The 18,691-nt window shown below is 62.7% G+C and carries 17 protein-coding genes; 11 read left to right on the forward strand and 6 right to left on the reverse strand.

Annotated elements, in window-relative coordinates:
* Nucleotides 1-21: 21 nt before the first annotated feature.
* Nucleotides 22-2,019, reverse strand: coding sequence for an excinuclease ABC subunit UvrB (gene uvrB, locus QWI75_RS15360; RefSeq protein WP_289269461.1), 1,998 nt, complete (start codon nt 2,017-2,019; stop codon nt 22-24).
* 193 nt (nt 2,020-2,212) lie between these two features.
* On the opposite strand from uvrB, the gene QWI75_RS15365 reads away from it, so the two are divergent.
* A complete protein-coding gene (locus tag QWI75_RS15365) occupies nt 2,213-2,503 on the forward strand; it encodes a hypothetical protein (protein ID WP_289269462.1) in 291 nt (96 codons plus the stop codon).
* A gap of 111 nt (nt 2,504-2,614) precedes the next feature.
* Here the strand turns inward: QWI75_RS15365 and QWI75_RS15370 are convergent, their stop codons facing one another.
* The 4 genes from QWI75_RS15370 to QWI75_RS15385 are packed head-to-tail and all read right to left on the reverse strand — an operon-like array spanning nt 2,615 to nt 7,603.
* Nucleotides 2,615-4,996, reverse strand: coding sequence for a fatty acid cis/trans isomerase (locus tag QWI75_RS15370; RefSeq protein ID WP_289269463.1), 2,382 nt, complete (start codon nt 4,994-4,996; stop codon nt 2,615-2,617).
* A 10-nt stretch (nt 4,997-5,006) separates the two neighbouring features.
* Nucleotides 5,007-5,663, reverse strand: a complete 657-nt coding sequence (thpR, locus tag QWI75_RS15375; RefSeq protein WP_289269464.1) for an RNA 2',3'-cyclic phosphodiesterase — start codon at nt 5,661-5,663, stop codon at nt 5,007-5,009.
* Nucleotides 5,636-6,970: a competence/damage-inducible protein A gene (locus QWI75_RS15380; protein WP_289269465.1), complete on the reverse strand. Its 1,335-nt coding sequence runs from the start codon at nt 6,968-6,970 to the stop codon at nt 5,636-5,638. Before QWI75_RS15380 ends, thpR begins: the two co-directional genes overlap by 28 nt.
* A 51-nt stretch (nt 6,971-7,021) precedes the next feature.
* Entirely contained in the window at nt 7,022-7,603 is a 582-nt protein-coding gene (locus QWI75_RS15385; protein WP_289269466.1) for a hypothetical protein, read from the reverse strand.
* Nucleotides 7,604-7,830: 227 nt separating this feature from the next.
* On the opposite strand from QWI75_RS15385, the gene QWI75_RS15390 reads away from it, so the two are divergent.
* The 10 genes from QWI75_RS15390 to QWI75_RS15435 all read left to right on the forward strand — a co-directional run bounded on the left by QWI75_RS15390 (nt 7,831) and on the right by QWI75_RS15435 (nt 16,857).
* Nucleotides 7,831-8,556 (forward strand): chlorite dismutase family protein, encoded by a 726-nt coding sequence (locus QWI75_RS15390; RefSeq protein ID WP_289269467.1) that lies wholly within the window; start codon nt 7,831-7,833, stop codon nt 8,554-8,556.
* 107 nt (nt 8,557-8,663) lie between these two features.
* On the forward strand, nt 8,664-9,350 hold the full coding sequence (locus QWI75_RS15395; protein WP_289269468.1) for a hypothetical protein: 687 nt from the start codon (nt 8,664-8,666) through the stop codon (nt 9,348-9,350).
* Nucleotides 9,351-9,434: 84 nt separating this feature from the next.
* Nucleotides 9,435-9,647: a hypothetical protein gene (locus QWI75_RS15400; RefSeq protein WP_289269469.1), complete on the forward strand. Its 213-nt coding sequence runs from the start codon at nt 9,435-9,437 to the stop codon at nt 9,645-9,647.
* A gap of 13 nt (nt 9,648-9,660) precedes the next feature.
* Nucleotides 9,661-10,836, forward strand: coding sequence for a hypothetical protein (locus QWI75_RS15405; RefSeq protein ID WP_289269470.1), 1,176 nt, complete (start codon nt 9,661-9,663; stop codon nt 10,834-10,836).
* 99 nt (nt 10,837-10,935) lie between these two features.
* Entirely contained in the window at nt 10,936-11,349 is a 414-nt protein-coding gene (locus tag QWI75_RS15410) for a DNA polymerase III subunit alpha (RefSeq protein WP_289269471.1), read from the forward strand.
* A 113-nt stretch (nt 11,350-11,462) separates the two neighbouring features.
* Nucleotides 11,463-13,289, forward strand: a complete 1,827-nt coding sequence (locus QWI75_RS15415) for a glycoside hydrolase family 15 protein (protein WP_289269472.1) — start codon at nt 11,463-11,465, stop codon at nt 13,287-13,289.
* A gap of 526 nt (nt 13,290-13,815) precedes the next feature.
* The gene (locus QWI75_RS15420; protein WP_289269473.1) at nt 13,816-14,280 is read left to right on the forward strand and encodes a PA2779 family protein; all 465 of its coding nucleotides are present in this window, start codon (nt 13,816-13,818) and stop codon (nt 14,278-14,280) included.
* 194 nt (nt 14,281-14,474) lie between these two features.
* Nucleotides 14,475-14,927: a C39 family peptidase gene (locus QWI75_RS15425; RefSeq protein WP_289269474.1), complete on the forward strand. Its 453-nt coding sequence runs from the start codon at nt 14,475-14,477 to the stop codon at nt 14,925-14,927.
* The gene (locus tag QWI75_RS15430; protein ID WP_289269475.1) at nt 14,924-15,535 is read left to right on the forward strand and encodes a tetratricopeptide repeat protein; all 612 of its coding nucleotides are present in this window, start codon (nt 14,924-14,926) and stop codon (nt 15,533-15,535) included. The genes QWI75_RS15425 and QWI75_RS15430 overlap by 4 nt, the downstream gene beginning before the upstream one ends.
* Before the next feature lie 131 nt (nt 15,536-15,666).
* Nucleotides 15,667-16,857 (forward strand): hypothetical protein, encoded by a 1,191-nt coding sequence (locus QWI75_RS15435; RefSeq protein ID WP_289269476.1) that lies wholly within the window; start codon nt 15,667-15,669, stop codon nt 16,855-16,857.
* 23 nt (nt 16,858-16,880) lie between these two features.
* On the opposite strand, the gene QWI75_RS15440 is transcribed toward QWI75_RS15435, so the two are convergent.
* The gene (locus QWI75_RS15440; protein WP_289269477.1) at nt 16,881-18,638 is read right to left on the reverse strand and encodes a mechanosensitive ion channel family protein; all 1,758 of its coding nucleotides are present in this window, start codon (nt 18,636-18,638) and stop codon (nt 16,881-16,883) included.
* Nucleotides 18,639-18,691: the final 53 nt, after the last annotated feature.

Consider the following 18,691-nt stretch of genomic DNA (forward strand, 5'->3'; position numbering starts at 1 on the left):
CAACGCGCACCTGCTGGGCGCTCACGTCTGGACTTCCAGTGCCTTCAACCTCAACAGCCTGATGCGATCGCGGAGCGCCGCCGCCCGCTCGAACTCCAATTGCTTGGCCGCCGCCTTCATCTCGCCTTCCAATCGTTGAATCAGTTCCTCCACCGTCCCGATCTTGCCATAGCCGGTCGCCGGCTCGGCCACCAGCTCAAGCTGCACATAATCGGCCTCGGCCGTTCGGTATTCCAGTTCCGGCACCAGCTTTTTGACCGTTTCGGGCGTGATCCCATGGGCCTGGTTGTATTCCTCCTGGATGCGTCGCCGCCTCGCCGTCTCCTCGATCGCGAGACGCATGGACTCCGTCACCCCCTCGCCATAGAGAATCACCCGGCCCTCCACATTCCGGGCTGCGCGTCCCGCCGTTTGAATCAGCGACCGGTGCGACCGGAGATAGCCCTCTTTGTCCGCATCCAGGATCGCCACCAGACTGACCTCGGGGAGATCCAACCCTTCCCGGAGCAGATTGATCCCGACCAGGACGTCGAATACCCCGAGCCGCAGATCTCGGATGATTTCGGCCCGCTCCAACGTCTTGATGTCGGAATGCAGGTACCGCACCTTCACCCCCAGCTCGTGGTAGTACTCGGTCAGGTCCTCGGCCATCCGCTTGGTCAGGGTCGTGACCAACACCCGGTTGCCCTTCGCCGCCTCTTTTCTCACCTCGGCAAGCAAGTCATCGACCTGACCTTTGGCAGGCCGCACCTCCATGACCGGGTCCGTCAGGCCGGTCGGCCTGATGATCTGCTCCACCACCTGCCCCTCCGCATGTTTGAGTTCGTACGGGCCGGGCGTCGCCGATACGTACACGACCTGGTTGATGAACCGTTCGAACTCCGGGAACTTGAGCGGCCGGTTGTCCACTGCCGAGGGCAGGCGGAAGCCATACTCCACCAGCGTCTTCTTCCGGGAATAGTCCCCCTCATACATCCCCTGCACCTGCGGCACCGTCACGTGCGACTCGTCCACGACCAACAGGAAGTCTTTCGGAAAATAATCCAACAGGGTCGGAGGCGGCTCGCCGGGCATGCGCCCGCTGAGGTGTCGCGAATAGTTCTCGATCCCGTGGCAATAGCCCATGGCCCGGATCATTTCGAGGTCGAACTTGGTCCGTTGCTCGATGCGCTGCGCCTCCAGCAGCTTGCCCTCTTTCTTGAAGGCGGCGATGCGCGCGTCCAACTCTTCCTCGATCCCGGTGATCGCCCGCTCATAACGATCCGGCGCGATCAAGTAGTGGGTGTTGGGATAGATCGGCACCTTCGGCAGCCGCGCGAGCGACTTCCCTGTCAGCGGATCGATCTGATGGATGGCGTCCACCGTATCGCCGAACAGTTCGATGCGGACGGAGATCGCATCGGAGGAGGCGGGAAAGATCTCGACGACGTCTCCTCTCGCCCGGAACGTGCCGCGATGGAAATCCATGTCGTTCCGCTGGTACTGAATTTCCACCAGCTTCGAAAGGATTTTTTCCCGTCGGATCTCCATCCCCTCCTCCAGATAGAGCAACATGCCGTGGTAGACCTCCGGCGAGCCGAGGCCGTAAATGCAGGAGACGGAGGAGACGATCAGCACATCGTTGCGCTGCAACAGCGAGGTGGTCGCAGCATGGCGCATCTGGTCGATCGCGTCGTTGATTGACGCGTCCTTGGCGATGTAGGTGTCGGTCTGGGGGATATAGGCTTCCGGCTGGTAGTAATCATAGTAGCTGACGAAATACTCGACGGCATTGTGGGGCAAGAACTGCTTGAACTCCTGATAGAGCTGGGCCGCGAGCGTCTTGTTGTGGACCAGCACCAGCGTGGGCTTCTGCACCCGCGCGACCAGGTTGGCGATCGTAAAGGTCTTGCCGGAGCCGGTGACACCGAGCAAGACTTGGTGCTTGGTCTTCTTCTCGATGCCGGCGACGAGTTTCTCGATCGCCTGGCCTTGGTCCCCGCAGGGATGAAAGGGCGCTTCCAGTTTGAAGGGCGGCATGGCTTTCAGCGCTGATCATACCAGCGCCTGTCCGGAAGAGTCCAAGGCGGCGCTGCCTGCTGTGCACGAGCGCCACTGATAGAGCACCTCGTGCCTCCCTGCGCCTTGTACAGCCAGGAGGGACTTGCTATGCTGCGATCGAACCCTGTGTTAGTAAGGGTGTTAACGCCACCTACGTGAGAAAGGAGCATCCATGGCTGTCGCAAAGAAGGTTGCACGGGCTCGAAAACAAGTCTCCCGCTCCGCTGCCGCGGCCAAGCGCGCCGTGACGACGAAGGTCGCGCGCGTGACAAAAAAACAGGCGAAGAAAGCTTCTCGGGTCATGACCCGCGCCAAGAAAGCGGCGTCGGGCGTCAGCGGCAAGACCAGGAAGACCGCCCGCAAGACCGGCGCCGCCGTCGGCAAGGTGCTGGGCCGCACCATCGGCACGATGGAGAAGATGGTGAACAGTGTGGTCTCGACGGCCAAATCGACCTTGCGTTGATCGTTAACCTCGAGCCTTTCTTACGGCTCCGCCATCGTCCGCCAAGCGGGATCTCGCAATACGTGAATCCATCGGTATAGAATCGCAGGGCCGCGAACGGGATCTCGCTCCCTACCGATTCTCCAAACGGTTATAGTCGAAAAGGCCGGCTTCGATGGGGGAAAGCTCGAAGTACAGGCGGTGGAGCAGATCGCTGTGCTCCCAAAAGGAGGCGTCGGTCCGCCGGACGGCGAAGCGTTCGGCCAGCCGGCGGTAATCCTCCTCGCCAGCCAGCTCCATGACGGCCTTGACGAAGTCCGGCAGGCCGGCCCGATCCACCCGATAGAACGCATTCGGATAGGCGCCGATCAGTCCCCGCGCTACCGTGAGCGCGTCTTCCTCGGGCAGACGCCGCTTCTCCTCATCGAAGAGCGCGGCGATGTTGCTGAGACCCGCATCGTGAATCACGGTGTAGAGGGACGGCGGCGCGTGGGATTCCCTGCCGTCCGTCACCAACAGAAACGCCACCTCCGGCATCCAGGACAGGCTCCGTCCCCGGGCATGCGTCAGGACGTCGAGCGACCGGTGAAGGCCCGCGTCTGGCTCCAACGCAAGATCGTGCCGGCGATCGAGCGCGCCACCCAGGCGTGTACGCAACAACTCGAACAGCTCGGCTTTGGGATCGGCGGTGCGGTATTCGATGCCACTCTCGTAGGGAAAATCGATATGGGCACCGTAGACATAGTCCTTGACCGATTGATGCGCCTGTCGATACCATAGATCCCGTTCCTTTTCGCGGACTTCTTTCGGCAACATCACTAAAAAATTGAACTCGGCCTCCATCCGCAGAAAGTCCATGTACATGCGCGTATCCAATTGGTGCCCCACATTGCCGAACACATCGAACCCGGCCACCAGCAGATAGTGAATCCGCTCCAGAAGTTGGTAGCTGACGAGCCAGGCGGTCTTCGGATCGCGTCCGATCAACCCTTTCACCACGCTGGCGCTGTCCTGGTGCCGCAAGACCGTCAGCGCCGCGCTTGGGTTCTGCCCGTCTCCGTTCCAGATAAACTTCAGCCCCTCGACTTCGGCCTGCGCCCGGTTCTCTTCCAGGTACCGTTGCTTGGCCTTGAGAAACGCTTTCTGCAAACGCGAATACTCCAACCAGGAGAGGACCCCTAACGGGCTCACTTGCTCGGATGTCGGCAGGCGCAGGTGCTTGCTTTCTCGCGCCAGGAATTCGGCGTTCGCTTCGAGCAGCGAGCTGTCCGGGTCGAGAAAGAAGATCCAGAACCGCTCTTCGATCACGCTCAAGGCGACCTGGCCCCGGCACACCGGCCCCTTGATGAACTGCATCACGAAGGTCTGGGCGTCATCGAGCAGAAAGCGGTAGCGTGAGGACACCGGCAGGTCCCGGTAGACGATGAAGGGGTTAGAGGCGACATCCGGATGATAGACCGGCAGCGAGCGGACCTCATAGCGTACGTCCAGGAATAATTCCGTCCAACGTGTCCGGCGCGCATGGCTCAGCTCGTAGGGCATGTGAGTCTTGGACAGCGCGCTCACCCTCATGGGGTCGAGCCGATAGTAGACCCGCTCGACCCCGGGATCGTCGTACGGCCGGCGCGTGGAGATGAAGTCGATCGGTTTGCCCGGCGGCGTGCGCGACCGGACCAGGCGGAAGAACTGCCGGTGCGGCAGGTCGTCAAAGTACAGGCTCGTGAGGGAGAGATGCTCGTACAGGTAGCGGCTCATCGCCTGTTGCTTGAGCGAATCGCCGTTGAGAAAGGCTTCCCATTCGGCGATCCGCTCCGCATAGCCGTTCGGCAAAGGATCAAATTCACCATACGGAGCGCCCTCGTCCAACCAGCGCATCAGCAGGTCATGCTCCTGGCCGGTCAGCCCCGGCAATCCATAGGGCATGCCCCAGAGCGGATGTAGGCGGGCATAGTCGCCGAACTCCTCGCGGGTCGGGCACTGTTGCGGGCGATCCAGCGAGAAATCGAACAAGGCCGGCAATGGAGCCACGGTGGGAAGTGGATGTTGGCGCTTCAACGCCAGCATCTGCGCCAGGACGCCGGCCTGCCGAGCCTGGGTGTTGCCGTCGGCCGGCGGATTGAGGACGGAAAAGAACCCTTTCTTGCGCCAGTCTGCTTCCGATGCTCCATCTTCAAACAGCCTGGTCGGCTCCACCGCCAGCAGGCGAGAGGCGTCGTAAACCTTTTTCTTGTGCGCTCCCCGCTCAATACCTTGAGGCGCGCCGAGGTTCAATTGGCAGGGGGCATCATAACAGCCGTGGCAGACGACACAGCGACGCTCCAAAATCGGCTTCACGTCCCGCCAGTAGCTCACCGTCGCCACCCCGTCGGCCAGGCTTGCGCGAGCGGCAGTGACGCGCCCGTCCGCAGAGGCGCCGGACCAGGGTCGTTCCGGCTGCGCGCAGCCCGACGAAATGACCATCATGAACAACCACAGACAGGTGACTCGTCGATTGACACCGATCAACGGCATCATGCTCCTCCTGCTATCGGCCCTCGGCTGAACCGGACCTCTCGCCGACCTGAACGGCCCAGAGTTTGGTATACGACGGCCCCTCCGGCCGCAATTCGCTCTTGATGAGCGAAAGACCGTTCAAGACCAAGTGCCCCATCTCCAACGGCCGATCCAGCAGGCCACTGTTCGCCAAGGCCTGCCCTACCTGACGCTCCCCTTCTTTGATTCGCGCGATGGTCAGGTGCGGACTGAATGACTTGGTCTCCGGAGCAAACCCGAACGGCCGGCATCCTTCATCGACCGAACGCTGCCAGGCGACGGCCTCGGCACAGTCCTCGCTCCGTTCCCATTCTTCTCCCGGCCCGACCCAGAGCACGCGAGGGCTTTGCGCCCGCGGGAACCCGCCGACCCGTTCCAGCGGCACCGACAACTCGCGCCGTCCTCCGAGGGCCTGCGTGAGGGCCTCCCGCAAGGACTCCACCATCTGTTCGCCCGTGTCGCCAAGAAACTTGATCGTCAGGTGCAACGCGGCAGGCTTCACCCAGGTGATGCGCGAACCCCGGCGCCCGGCTCCCTCGATCCGCCGTCGGACCTCTTGTTGTACGAGCGCGACCGAGCGGCGGAGGTCGTCCGTGAGTTCGACGGCGAGAAACGCGCGGATCATGTCGGCCTTCGTTCCAACAGCCATCGTCTCACGCGATCCAGGGCGGCCTGTGAAGAACGGAGCTTGATCATGTCCCTTGTCCCATGAAAACGAAACTCTTTGGCCTGCGCCTGTCCGTCCGGGGTTGCCAATCCGATATAGACCAGCCCCACCGGCTTGCCGGGCGTCGCTCCGCCCGGTCCGGCAATCCCTGTGATGCTGAGGCCGAGCGAGGCTCCGCTTCGGGCCCGGATACCACGGGCCATCGCTGCCGCGACCTCGGCGCTGACCGCCCCATGCTGCCGAAGCAACGGCTCCGGCACGGCGAGCCAATCCTGCTTCATCCGATTGCTGTAGCAGATCACGCCGCCTTCGAAATAGTCGGAGGAGCCCGGCACCTGCGTCAGGCGATGACCGATCAATCCGCCGGTGCAGGATTCCGCCACCGCCAGGGTGAGCGACTGTTGAGACAGAAGTCTTCCGACGACCGATTCCATCGTGTCCGCCTCGTCGGCGTAGACGAACGGCGCAAGCTGATCGCGCATCGCGCCAAGCGTCCGTTCGACCGCTTCCTCCCCAACCGATCGGCCTCTATCTATAGAAGAAGAGGAGGCGGGCGAACGGCCCCGTCCCTCATGGATCACCGTCAGCGAGACGCTCACTCCCAGGGGAGACGCGTAGATCCCCAATCGAATCGGGCTCCCTGGGGGTAACAGGTGCGCGATCTTGGCCTGCACCTCCGATTCCGGAAGGCCGAAGGTGTGAAACAGGCGCCGGATAATACGAACGGCCGGGCGAGCCTCCTTGCCGGCCTTCAGTTTTGCCCGGATCAGCGGGACCACCGAAGTCTCAAACATCTGCTGCGCCTCGGCCGGCACCCCCGGAAGCGCCGCAATGAGCGCCTGCCCGTGACGGACCGCAAACCCCGGAGCGGACCCGACCGGATTGGCCAGGACCAGCGCGCCGCGCGGAATCAGCGCCTGGCGGAGCTGCGCGTCGTTCGGGACCCGGTTCCATGTGGCCAGCCGCTCCGTCATCTGCCGGAGCGCTTCCGCCCGGACTTGCAGGGGCCGCTTGGTCACGAACGAGACCGCCTCCCTCGTGCAATCGTCGCTGGTGGGCCCGAGGCCGCCGGTCACGACGATCCAACGCGCCCGGCGCGCCGCCGTCCCGATCGCGCGGGCGATATCCCGGACCGCATCGCCGACCACGGACTTATATCGGACTTCGACCCCTTCCCTCGCCAACGCCTCGGTGAGAAACAAGGAATTGCTGTCCAGGCGGCCGCCGAGCAGGAGCTCCGATCCGATGGCGATGATTTCCGCGAAGGAAGCCGGCGGCTTACCGATCACGTGGAACTCCGCAGGCGATCCGCCATCCGATTTCGCCCGCGATGCGTTCGGTCAATCGATGCGGGCAAAGTCCAAGTCAAAGGTTACCTCTCCACCGCGGGCCGGGTAGACGAGGAGTCGCGTCTTGGCGAGCGGATCGAGATCGGCATAGTTGAAGGAGGCCACGACCTTGGCGCGATAGGCCGGGGCCTTCGGCCAGACGGACGTGCGGGCGGCCTGGCCGTCGAACCGCACATGCTGCGGCTTCACGGTCTTGCCTCCCTGGTCCATGACGACATAGGTGTCACGGGCGAAATCGGGACGGTCGCCGAACAGGTGCACCGTGACCAGGAACGTTTTTTCAGCGAGGATCTGGTCGATGTCGGACCGGCTCGGGGTCTCCCCTCGCAGGGCGAAGTGGGAGGTCATCACGGTGATGCCGACCAGTTTGCTCAGCAGAAAGCCGCGGGGCTCCAGGTCCCGATCGCTGCCGAACCAGGCATAGAGCCGATCCGGCGGCAGGCGCTCCTGGGCCGCCTCCTTGCCCCGCTGCATGGCCGCTTCGATGGCGGTGGCGCTCGGGTCGATCTGGATGGCGAGACCTGGCTCGACACAGAGCCCGGAGAATCCCAAAAGGGCCAAGGTGAGGCCCATCTCCCATGGGAGGATTCGGCGCAGACCGGGCCGACGATGAACAGATACCAGCCCTTGTATCCGCTGTCTGTCCCGCGCGATCACGGCCCGCAGTATCAAATGGGCGCGCCCGCCTGTCAACGGGCGGTCCGACCCGGCTGACGCGGTTGACAATATCGCAAAAGAAGTGCTACACGTGCGCACTTGCAGGCACATGAGTCAAGCATGCGATTCGACGGAGGACGGTAATGGCAGGCCCTGAACAGCAACAGCAATCCCAACAGCCCCAGCGGCGGCAATTCTGCAACTTCATCTTTTACAAGGTTGATCCCGCCTGGCGCCGCCTGTCGGAAGATGAGCGGACCCGCGGCAAGCAGGAGTTCATCCGGGCCATCGAAGAATACCAAGGGAAAGTCATCGTCATCGCCTACAGCACCGTAGGCATCAGGCCGGAAACGGACATCATGCTCTGGCGCATTTCCTACGAAATGGAACTGTTCCAGGAAATGTCGACGAAGATCATGGCCAGCGGGCTCGGGAAATACCTGTCCACGCCCTATTCCTACTTATCCATGACCAAACGGTCGATCTATGTGGACAACCATTCGCACGAGGGCCAGGAGAGCAAGCGGCTGACGATCATCCCGGGGCGGAGCAAGTACATCTTTGTGTATCCGTTCCTGAAGACCCGCGAGTGGTTCCTGCTGACCAAAGCGGCCCGCCAGGGCATGATGGATGAGCATATCGAAGTGGGGCACCGGTTTCCCTCCGTGAAACTGAACACCACCTACAGCTTCGGCCTCGACGATCAGGAGTGGGTCGTGGCCTTCGAATCGGACAAGCCCGAAGATTTCTTGGATCTCGTGATGGCGTTGCGGGAAACAGAGGGCAGCCGTTACACCCTTCGGGACACGCCGATCTTCACCTGCATCCGCAAGAGTCTCAAGGAAGCGCTCGACACCTTGGGCGGCTGAGCGAGGTGCGAGAATAGGGTCCGTCAAGCGGCCTTCGGAAGCGCTTCCGAAGGCCGCTTCTGTTTTCTGCCTCGTCGATCTGCCGCTGAGCTTCGGGACATGAACGCATGAGCGAGACGCCTCCCGCTTCGTCTTCGGTTCCTTCCTCTCCTCCCCCTGCCTGGCTGCCCGTCCTCCTGTCCGGTTTCCTCCCCGGTCTGGGCCAAGTCCGGCTGGGACGGCCCCGACAGGGGCTCTGGATCATCGCCGTCACCCTGCTGCTGATTCTGATCGGGCACGGACTCGGCCGCATGACCGACTTGAGCGCCGAGATCTTCTATTTCATGTTGATCGTGCTGCCCTGGTGGGCCTTGCAGGCCTACGACGCCTCTTTCGGCGACGATGGGCGGCCGGCCGGCCGCCGCACCCTGATCCATTCGCTCAAGCAGGCCTGGTCGGAGGGACACGACCTCCGCTACCTCGGCGCGCTCTTTTTTCTTTCCGCCTTCATGGACCTCTATATCATTGTGGTGAATCCGGACTATGCGCTGCCGGTCTTCTGCTCCAAACCGACCGGGTGGCTCGGCCTGGCCGCCAAGGCCCAGTCTCCCCCCTCCCATCTGTTGATCGGATACGGCTTCGTGCGCTTGCGCCGGTGGGCCCTGGTCTTCTATTTAGTCTACGCCGCCTACCAACTCATTAGCGCCATGGTGAACTATGTCTGTTTCGGCTATGGGAGGATTCGAACGGTCATGTTCGTGACCCTGCTGCTCTTCACCGGCTATATCCTCTGGAGGCGGGATCGTTTCGTCTGATGAGCAGGGTTTCCGCCTCTTTGACAGCCTTTTGGAGGCTATGTTATTGGTGAATGGCTGGATCGATCGCAGGGTGACCTCAGCATGAGCAACAGCGAACCCCTCTACGCCGTCCGCTACCCCGACGGTTCCGTGAGCTTGTATGTCGATGAGGAGTACGCGCTGGATCAGGGGATCGATCCGGCCAAGCTGGTGCGGGTCGATGTTCCCCGCGAGCTGTACAGCACCGGAACGGTGCAGGAAATACGGGAGTATGTCGCAACCTACATCGAATCCCTGGCGAGCGGTTCCGCCTAACACCGGGTCAACCATGAATGCCACTTTGACGTTTGACCTGATCGAATCCACAATCGCGGCGCTCCCCGTTCAGGGGCGCATCATGCTGCGGCTGTTGCTCCTGCCCTACTTCGATGTGACCCAGGAAGACTGCGAGTTCATAGCCTCCGATCAGCCGGATTCCCGGATGGTGTCCGGCAAGAAATTGGTGGTCCCGGTCATCTCGAAGGAGAAGATCCAGGCGGTCGTTGATCGTGCCGCCCAATATCGGCGGTATGTGCGGATCAAGCGCGAACGGGCCTGGCTCCAGGTGGAAGGCCTCCAGAAGCTCATTCAACTGAACAGCGCCAAGCTCGCGGCGGCGGCCGATCTTTTGCGCACGCGCTTCGAAGTGCCCGCAGAGCGGCTGGAAGAGCTGAAGCGCGAGGCGAGGGCCATGGTGCCCAAACCGGCACTGCGTTCACTTGACCAGCAGTGGGACCGGGATGAGATCGAGGAGGAATCCTACCGGAAAGCCCGCCTCTGCCTCGAATTGCAATTCCTTGTGCGCCGGATTGATCGGGAGCGCCGGCAACTGGAAATTGCGGAACGGGAACTGCAGACCATCTCTCGCGCTCCCCTGCAGGACCATGAGATCGGCCATATCTGGGGAATCCCCGCCGGCGCGCTGATGGCTCGGAAGGTCAAGTTTCTCAGCACCTACACCCAAGCCTTACAGAGCAAGTTGTCCGCGGCGGGCGCCTTGCCGCAGGCTCAGGCGCAAGGACCCGTCGATCTCTGGAAAGAGACTTTTACGGTCCTATCCAAGCGGCCTGTTGAACGGTCCTTGGCCCACTACGACGGGCTGGAGCAGACGGAAGACGCCTTTATGGTGAAGCTCCAGGCGTTCGTCGCGAACCGTCTTCCCGAAGATGCCCAAACCAAGTTCTGGCTCTCGCTGGGGAAAGGAGGCAGCTCGAACGCGGTCCATGCCGAAGAAGGCTGGTCGGTCTTCGGGTTGCAAAAGCTTTGCGCGGTTTTGGCGGAAGCCGATCAGAGCCGAGAGGCGCTCGAAGACGAGCTGCTCGCCCTGGTCTCGCCGCAGCCGAAGCTGGCGCCGGGCGAACTGCCTCCGCCGGCTCCGGAAAAGATCGAAATCAACGAAATGACGCAGCACGTGTTGAACAGCATGTTCGGCGAGGTTCGATCCGCCCAAGAACCGGGCCCTTGAGAACCCTCCCGCCGGTGATCCACTCTCGTCCAAACTTCTTTTTCATCGACCGTTTTCTCATAGAAGGTTCTGCGGTATAATCTCACCCAAGGATCAGCCGTGACGCGACCTGCACCGCCGATGACCGCCACGATTCTCGCCGGTCTATTCGGATTTTTCCTCAGCCTGTTTCCTCCGTTTCTGATCGCCGCCAACGTGTTGGAGATCGCGGAGCTCATCAGCCATCCGGAGCAATATGATCACCAGACCGTGATCATCGCGGGCCAAGTCAGCAACTTTCAACTGGCCACCACCCGCGACGGCAAGCCCGCGTACGGGTTCCTGATCAAGGACCAGGCCGGCACGGTCAAGGTCGTCGCGCTGGGACAGGCGGAAGTTCGCGAGGGCGATCTGGTCATCGTCGAAGGCATCTTCAGCCGCATGCGCCAGTCTGGCCGCGCGATCGTCTACAACGAAATCAAAGCCACCGGCGTCCGCTCCATGAATCGCCTGAATCCCGACTTCGTCGGCTGACTTCCTTTCACCCCTAATCCCGCTTTCCCTGTCGTACTCCCATCCTTCACGCTTCCCGATCAGCAGCGGAATCAGTTTGAAATCCATCGGGCCGGTGAGGCATCCTGCTCTCCATGGCCTCTCGAATTGAAGACTACGCGCTGATCGGCGATACCCACACGGCCGCCCTTGTCGGACGGGACGGCTCGATCGACTGGTACTGCGTCCCCCGTTTCGATTCCGCCGCCTGTTTCGCCGCATTGCTCGGAACTCAGGACAACGGGCGCTGGCTGCTGGCGCCCAAGGACGAGGTACGGAAGACCAGCCGCCGTTATCGAGACGGCACCTTGATCCTGGAAACGGAGTACCGGACCGAGGGCGGGACGGCCACCGTTATCGATTGGATGCCGCCGCACGACACGAACATCGACCTGATTCGGTTGGTCGTCGGCATCAAGGGCCAGGTCCGCATGGCCATGGAGCTGATCATCCGCTTCGATTACGGATGGGTCGTGCCCTGGGTCAGAAGGCGAGACGGTCTCCTGGAAGCGCTGGCCGGCCCCGATGCACTCGATCTCCGGACCGACATCAAGCTCGAAGGCAAGGGATTCTCCACCGTCGCCGAGTTCACGGTGACAGAAGGACAGGAGATCCCGTTCGTGCTGACCTGGCGTCCGTCTCACGGAGCGCCGCCCGAGCGGATCGATGCCCGCCGGGCTTTGGCCGAGACGGAAACCTGGTGGCGCGGTTGGTCCGGCCGCTGCACCTATCAGGGCCCCTGGCGCGAAGCCGTGCTGCGATCCTTGATCACGCTCAAAGCCTTGACCTACGCGCCGACCGGCGGGATCGTGGCCGCCGTGACCACCTCGCTGCCCGAATGGATCGGCGGGGTCCGCAATTGGGATTACCGCTACTGCTGGGTGCGCGACGCCACCTTTACCCTCTACGCCCTCCTGTTGGCCGGCTACCAGGACGAGGCCCGCGCCTGGCGCGAATGGCTGTTGCGGGCCGCCGCGGGCAATCCATCCGAGTTGCAGATCATGTACGGATTATCAGGCGAGCGCCGGCTCCTCGAATACAACCTGGACTGGCTGCCGGGATACGAAGGCTCGGCCCCGGTCAGGGTCGGAAACGCCGCCTCCCAACAGTTTCAACTCGACGTCTATGGCGAGATCATGGACTCGGCCCACATCGCCAGGCGCAGCGGCATCGAGCCGAACGAAATGGCCTGGGAGTTTCAGCGACAACTGCTGGAATTTCTCGAATCGGCCTGGGAACGCCCCGATGAAGGCATCTGGGAAGTACGCGGGCCGCGCCGCCATTTCACGCATTCCAAGGTCATGGCCTGGGTCGGGGTAGACCGTGCGATCAAGGCCATCGAGCGATTCGGACGGTCCGGCCCGTTGGACCGATGGAAGGCCGTGCGGCACCGCATCCATGAGCAGGTCTGTCGCGAGGGGTACGATCCTGAGCGGGGCGCCTTCATGCAGTATTACGGCGCCGCACAGGTGGACGCCAGCGCCCTCATGATCCCGCTGGTCGGCTTTTTGCCCGCCACGGACCCGCGCATGGTCGCCACGGTGAAGCGGATCGAGCAGGAGCTGGTCGAGCACGGATTCGTCAAACGTTACGAGCCCCAGCCCTCGGTCGATGGGTTGCCGCCCGGGGAAGGCTCGTTCCTGACCTGCACGTTCTGGTTGGCCGACAACCTCGCCCTGATGGGCCACCAGAAACGTGCCCTTGATCTCTTCGCCCGCCTGCTCGACATCCGGAACGATGTCGGCCTCCTGGCCGAAGAATACGATCCCGTCTCCGGCCGCCAACTCGGAAACTTTCCCCAGGCCCTCTCCCATATCTCGCTTATCAATACCGCCTATAACCTGACGCGTTGCGCCGAGAAGTCCGCGGAGGATCGACCGGCAGCGGCCGCACCGGTCCAACAGCATCCCAGGGCGGAGTAGCCGCTCGTGCTGCTGATCGGTCCGGGCGGCGCGCCGCCGGCCCCAGTTGCGGAATCGGCGGCTTGACCGGGGGAGGCGTCGGGTCCGGCAAGGGCGGATCGGGCGTCGGGTTGGGGGGAGGAAACGGATCAGGTTGAGGCTCAGGCGGAAAGGGCGATGGATCAGGCTGGACGGGGGCCGGCCGAACGGATCCCCGCCTCCTCGGACGCCTCATCACCGCCCGCCGCGGTTCCAGCCATGATTGCAGACCAACCTCGCGCGTCATAAGCCCCTCCTCTCGGCAGAATGCCTCACCGTACCGCACCCGGCTCCCGGGAAGCACTGGCAAGACCCCCGGCAAGACATCCGATTAGAGCCGGCGCCCCTTCCCGGCACCAGGGTTGCTCCTAGGTTCGTCGGGCGGCGCCGCGGCGTACAAGAAACTGTATTGGCTACGTACCTTCGCGCATTCGCACATTGAGTTTCATTTCGTCATCTGGCGATTCCAGGATAGATCCAGACGACGATCAAATAAGGAGAAGTCGATATGTTACAGGCCGCTCGGTTCGGACTGTCGTCTCTTTCGCTCCTCGCGTTGTCGCTGGTCTTGACGGCGCTTGATGTTTCGAGCGGCCTGGCCGCGCTTGTTCCGGCAGATCCCGCTCGATATGAGTCCCCGCAGCCCGCGTCCACGGAGGATATCCGTCGGGATGGAACCGTTGATCGGGATGGGACCGTTGAATCGTTACCCGCCGAAGACCTGCGCACGAGAGATCTGGAGAAGGTCCAGAAGATCTTGGAAATGAAGATCGTCAAGCAACGGCTGGAGGACCTCGGCTTATCCGCCGAGGAGGCGCAGAATCGGTTGAATCGGCTGTCCGACGCGCAGCTTCATCTGTTGGCTTCCCAGATCGACCAGTTGTTCCCCGGCGGCATCGATCACGTGCTCGGGACCATTCTCACGGTCCTGTTGATTATCTTGGTTGCGGTCATCATCGTCATTCTAGTCTGATCGCTGTTCGTGATCGGCCATGAGTGCCAAGGCCTTTCAGATTGGGTTTGGAGGACGGATGGTTGCAGTGATCCTGTCGGCCTGGTTGAGTTCCGGCTGTGCGGGCACCGGCGAGTCTTCGCCGATCCCATGGGCAACTACCAGCACAACATGGATCGCCGGAGTGCCGTTTTTCGCGGACGATGGAGACGAATGTGGCCCGGCCACCCTGGCCGCAATCCTTGTCGTACTGGGGGTCGTCGGTGAGTCAGGCCAATCTAGCTGCGGAGGTGTATGACCGGAGCCTGCGCGGGACCCTGCCCTTCGATCTCCGGCAGGCGGCCGCCGACCGGGGGTTTATCGCGCAACTGGTTCGCGGGACCATGCCGGACCTGCAAGTGGAGATCACGGCAGGACGGCCGGTCATCGTCCAGTTGAACCTTGGAACCGGCTGGCTCCCCATCGGCCATTATGTACTGGTCACCGGGTTCGACGAGGACCACGCCCGCATCATCGCCCACTCGGGAACCAGGCCCAACCGTGTTTTTCCCTATGCCGCCTTTCTCCGTGACTGGGCCGGTGCCGGAAACTGGATGTTGACGGTGCGTCCCGGGCGGAGTTCGACCGAGACCGTCCTTCCCGGGCGAAAAGGGAGCACAGGCTTGTGATCCATCGTCGGCTTTCGCTCCTTGCCGCGCTTGTGTTGCTCCTTACCCCGGCCTGTTCGTGGATGCCGCGGCCCCTCATCACCCATGATCCGTTGACTTCCGAGGAACACCTTGCGCTCGGACAGGCGTATCTCGCCAAGGATCTTCGTCCACTCGCGACGAATGAATTCCAGAAAGCCCTCGACCGTGATCCGCGGAATGTCTCCGCTCATATGGAATTGGGAAATTTGGCCTACGAAGCAGGCGCGTTGGCCGAAGCTGGACAGCACTACCGGTCGGTTCTCGACTTGGACGCCCGCCATCCGGGTGCCAACAACAACCTCGCCATGGTCTATCTCGCGCAAGGCTCCCATCTGAACGAGATCGAGGTTTTGGCTCGACGGGCCATGGAAGGCTCGGCCTCGTTCCGCCCCTATGCGCTGCACACCCTCGCCTCCCACTACTTCGAGCAGGGCCGGCATAAGGAAGCGGCCCTGCTTCTGGAAGAGGCGGATCGGCTCGTGGCCGGAGCTCCTCCGGCTCTGCGGTTTCAATTGGCCCAGTTACGTGCCCGCCTCGAAGCCCAGGACGGCCCCAACCGGTCTTGCTTGTCCGGCCTTTGCCCCTAAATCGTGCTGAGATCCTGCCGATTGTGAGCCTATTACGTACCCTGTGTGGTGCCGGTTTAATTTGTCTCGCCGCGACAGCCTTCCTGCTCGCCCTTGCGTGGGCGGGCCGGGCGGAGGAGCCTCCGACCGGAGTGGCTGGAGAGCCCTATGAGGCCACCCTGTTCGGCCAACAGATCTACGTGCCTCCCAGGGACCGCCGCAGCGTGACCGCCGCCAACTTCGGCGTGCAGTGGATCATCAACGGCCCCAGCGAACTGGAGGTCCTGCCGTTCGGCTCGCTGTTCGTCTGGCGCAATTGGGATCATGAGCGGCGCCGCCTGCGCGGGGCCTTCGCCGGCGTCTTCAACGACATCAATTTCAATTTCGGCTCCCGGTGGCTCAAGGGCTGGGAACTCCTGCTGACCTTCGACAGCATTATCATCCCGCTGGGAAGGGCCGAATATGTGGAGGGACAACGGATCCGCGATGTCGAGGTGGAATGGAACCAGATCTATGGCGGCATCGGAGTGGCCTATCGCACCGGCCTCAAGCCCTGGTACCAGGACAACGCCATCGAACTCTCCCTGACCTACGAACCGGGCTACCTCTGGTTCAAGGGCAAACAAGAAGCGTCGCCGCAATTCAAAGTCCCCACCGACACCTACGAAGGCCGCGTCCGGTTTCGGATGCGCGCCGACGGCATGATCCGCAACCTGATGGAACTTCCCCATCGAGGCTTCGCGTTCGGAGGCGATTTCGTCTATGCCAACCGCTCCCGTTGGGAGGAGTGGGGCGGCGTAGCGTTCGACGATCCGGACGTGCGCAAGGAGCGCAGCTATCTGACGGCCACGGCTTTTGCCGTAGCGGCGGGCGGCGTTCCGTTCGTCGACAGCGAGCGGCACCGGCTCGTGTCAGCCCTGTACGCGGGCATCGGGAAGGATCAGGATCGCTTCTCCTCCTTCCGGCTTCCCGGCCGCCCGACCGGATATGAATGGGAAGCCCTCGCTCTCCCGTTGCTGCCCGGCGTCGCGTTCAATGAGCTGTTTCCAAGGCGGTACCTTGTCACCACCCTCACCTATCGGTACGAGGTCCTCTTTTTCCTGTATCCCTACGTCAGGGGCACCTGGGGACTGGTCGAACGGCCGCGGTTCGCCGACGGTGGCGCGGTCCGCATGAGCATGGATCAGTTGCCGTCGCTGGGCGGGGGGGTCATCAGCGGCGCCCCCTGGCGTTCGCAAATCGAGTTCAGCTATGCGTACAACTTCGGGATGATCCGCGACCCGGGCGGCGAGCGGCAATACGGCAGCCATGGCATGTTTGTGTTCTGGTCGAAGGAGCTATGAACAGTCCGCCGGTCAAGACAGGGTCAAGGCCGGCCCGAAGGGCGCGGGACGGCATCGACGCCTTGCTCGGACGCCGCGGCACGCGGGGCCGGCGGCGGATCGATCGATAGCCGCTGTTTCGGCAGATAGCGTCCCTGCTCCAGCGTGCGCACGAATTCGATCAACTCTTCCCGGAGGTGGCATTGCAGGTCCCAGGCGGAGGGACCGTCTTTCGCGCTGCAGAGCACCCGCAGCTCCATGCATTGCTCCGTAAGATCCGTCACCTGCAACGAGGGCCCGACATGCCGGTCCCAGGCCGGCGAGGACGAGAGCACGTCGCCGACCTTGGCCCGCAGCACATCGATGTCGATCCCGTAATCCACGTACAGGACGACGGTGGTCAGGATATGAGACTCTTTCATGGACCAGTTCTCGAATGGATGGCTGATAAAATAGGACACCGGCACGATCACGCGCTTGGCGTCCCATCGGCGGATGGTCACCGACGTATAGGTGATGTCCTCGATATAGCCCCAATGGCCTTCGAACACGACGCTGTCCCCGATCCGGGCCGGCTGGGTGATCGCGATCTGGATGCCCGCCATCACGTTGCCGAGCACATTGTGCGCCGCCACCCCGAGGATGACGCTGACGATGCCGGCGGACGCCAGCACGGAGGTGGACCAGTTGTCGAACAGGTGGACCTCCTCGACCGCCAGGACGATCGACCCCAGCACGGCCAGGAAGATCATGAGCCGCCGCGCGACTGAGACGAGCGTGAGCCGGCGCTTGGCCGTCACCGACACCTCCTGGCCGATCTTGTCCAAATAGGGCTGGGTGTAGGTATCGGCGAGGAAGCCGATGCTGCGGGTCCCCAGCCAGGTCGTGGAAGCGATCACGAGGATCGAGAGCAGCGGACCGACGGTCGCAAAGATCGGCCCGGACAGCGAGAGCCTCACGAAGCCGAGGTAATAGAACGCCAGGGCGCCGCTCAGCAACGCGATGGGAGCGGCGATGCGATCAGCCAGGCCGCACAGGGTGTGACTGCGACAGCGGCCCCGCCCCCAAAGAATCAGCCGCCTGACGAGCCAGCCGGCCGCGGCGCCGTTCACGATCAGCAGCAGCAACAGCCCCGTCTGCCAATCGACATCCCCACTCACCAGACGGGCCCGCACCTGCGGCGGCAGCGAATAGATCAACGGGCCCGGGCCGTGCTCCTTGTAGAGGTCATCGATCTTCTCGACTGTGCCGGGAGAGAACAGCCACACCGGCTCGCCGCGGGCCGGCTTGAATCGTTCCAGCCTGATCTCGACATCCCAATTGTCGAGAGGGATCGTCGCGATCGCGATGCTGCGCCTCGGCCTGCCGGCGGCCGGATGATTGGGATTGCGCTCCGCGTCGAGCTGGCCGTCGTCCCGATCCGAAATGGTCCGCCAGTTGATCCAGGGTTTCTTGTTGAGGACGTAATAGAGGTGTTCGGCCAGATAGGGCGCCAGACGGGTGCGATCCTTCGGAGGAACCGGCGCGAGGTTGAGCGCCAGGCCGGCTCGGTCAAACTCTCCTTGTCCGGCCGAGGAGAGAAAATGTTTCAGCGCGACCCGTGGAGTTCGAAGGCTCGGCGGGTTCTTGACGGCCGGAAGTCCCTCATTGAGGCGCTCGTCAAAGAAGAACTCGTCCGTGGTGCCGGGCGCGTTTGGCGGAGCCGCCTCCGGCGCCGCCCAGCAGGCCGGCCGCGCCGAGAATTCCAACAGTCCAATGATCCCAATGACAAGAAACAGCCGTCGCCACGCCGATCCAACCATCCCGCCGCCTCCCCCCTTGGCGGTGCAGTGCTACCTACTTCCCGATTCTGTCC

This window comes from Nitrospira tepida (genome assembly GCF_947241125.1).
Taxonomy (GTDB): Bacteria; Nitrospirota; Nitrospiria; order Nitrospirales; family Nitrospiraceae; genus Nitrospira_G; species Nitrospira_G tepida.

What these genes read in the sequence shown, in the direction of transcription:
- uvrB (WP_289269461.1), bottom strand. Translation starts at nt 2,019, where the DNA reads ATGCCGCCCTTCAAACTGGAAGCGCCCTTTCATCCCTGCGGGGACCAA.
- QWI75_RS15365 (WP_289269462.1), top strand. Translation starts at nt 2,213, where the DNA reads ATGGCTGTCGCAAAGAAGGTTGCACGGGCTCGAAAACAAGTCTCCCGC.
- QWI75_RS15370 (WP_289269463.1), bottom strand. Translation starts at nt 4,996, where the DNA reads ATGATGCCGTTGATCGGTGTCAATCGACGAGTCACCTGTCTGTGGTTG.
- thpR (WP_289269464.1), bottom strand. Translation starts at nt 5,663, where the DNA reads ATGGCTGTTGGAACGAAGGCCGACATGATCCGCGCGTTTCTCGCCGTC.
- QWI75_RS15385 (WP_289269466.1), bottom strand. Translation starts at nt 7,603, where the DNA reads ATGGGCCTCACCTTGGCCCTTTTGGGATTCTCCGGGCTCTGTGTCGAG.
- QWI75_RS15390 (WP_289269467.1), top strand. Translation starts at nt 7,831, where the DNA reads ATGGCAGGCCCTGAACAGCAACAGCAATCCCAACAGCCCCAGCGGCGG.
- QWI75_RS15395 (WP_289269468.1), top strand. Translation starts at nt 8,664, where the DNA reads ATGAGCGAGACGCCTCCCGCTTCGTCTTCGGTTCCTTCCTCTCCTCCC.
- QWI75_RS15400 (WP_289269469.1), top strand. Translation starts at nt 9,435, where the DNA reads ATGAGCAACAGCGAACCCCTCTACGCCGTCCGCTACCCCGACGGTTCC.
- QWI75_RS15405 (WP_289269470.1), top strand. Translation starts at nt 9,661, where the DNA reads ATGAATGCCACTTTGACGTTTGACCTGATCGAATCCACAATCGCGGCG.
- QWI75_RS15415 (WP_289269472.1), top strand. Translation starts at nt 11,463, where the DNA reads ATGGCCTCTCGAATTGAAGACTACGCGCTGATCGGCGATACCCACACG.
- QWI75_RS15420 (WP_289269473.1), top strand. Translation starts at nt 13,816, where the DNA reads ATGTTACAGGCCGCTCGGTTCGGACTGTCGTCTCTTTCGCTCCTCGCG.
- QWI75_RS15440 (WP_289269477.1), bottom strand. Translation starts at nt 18,638, where the DNA reads ATGGTTGGATCGGCGTGGCGACGGCTGTTTCTTGTCATTGGGATCATT.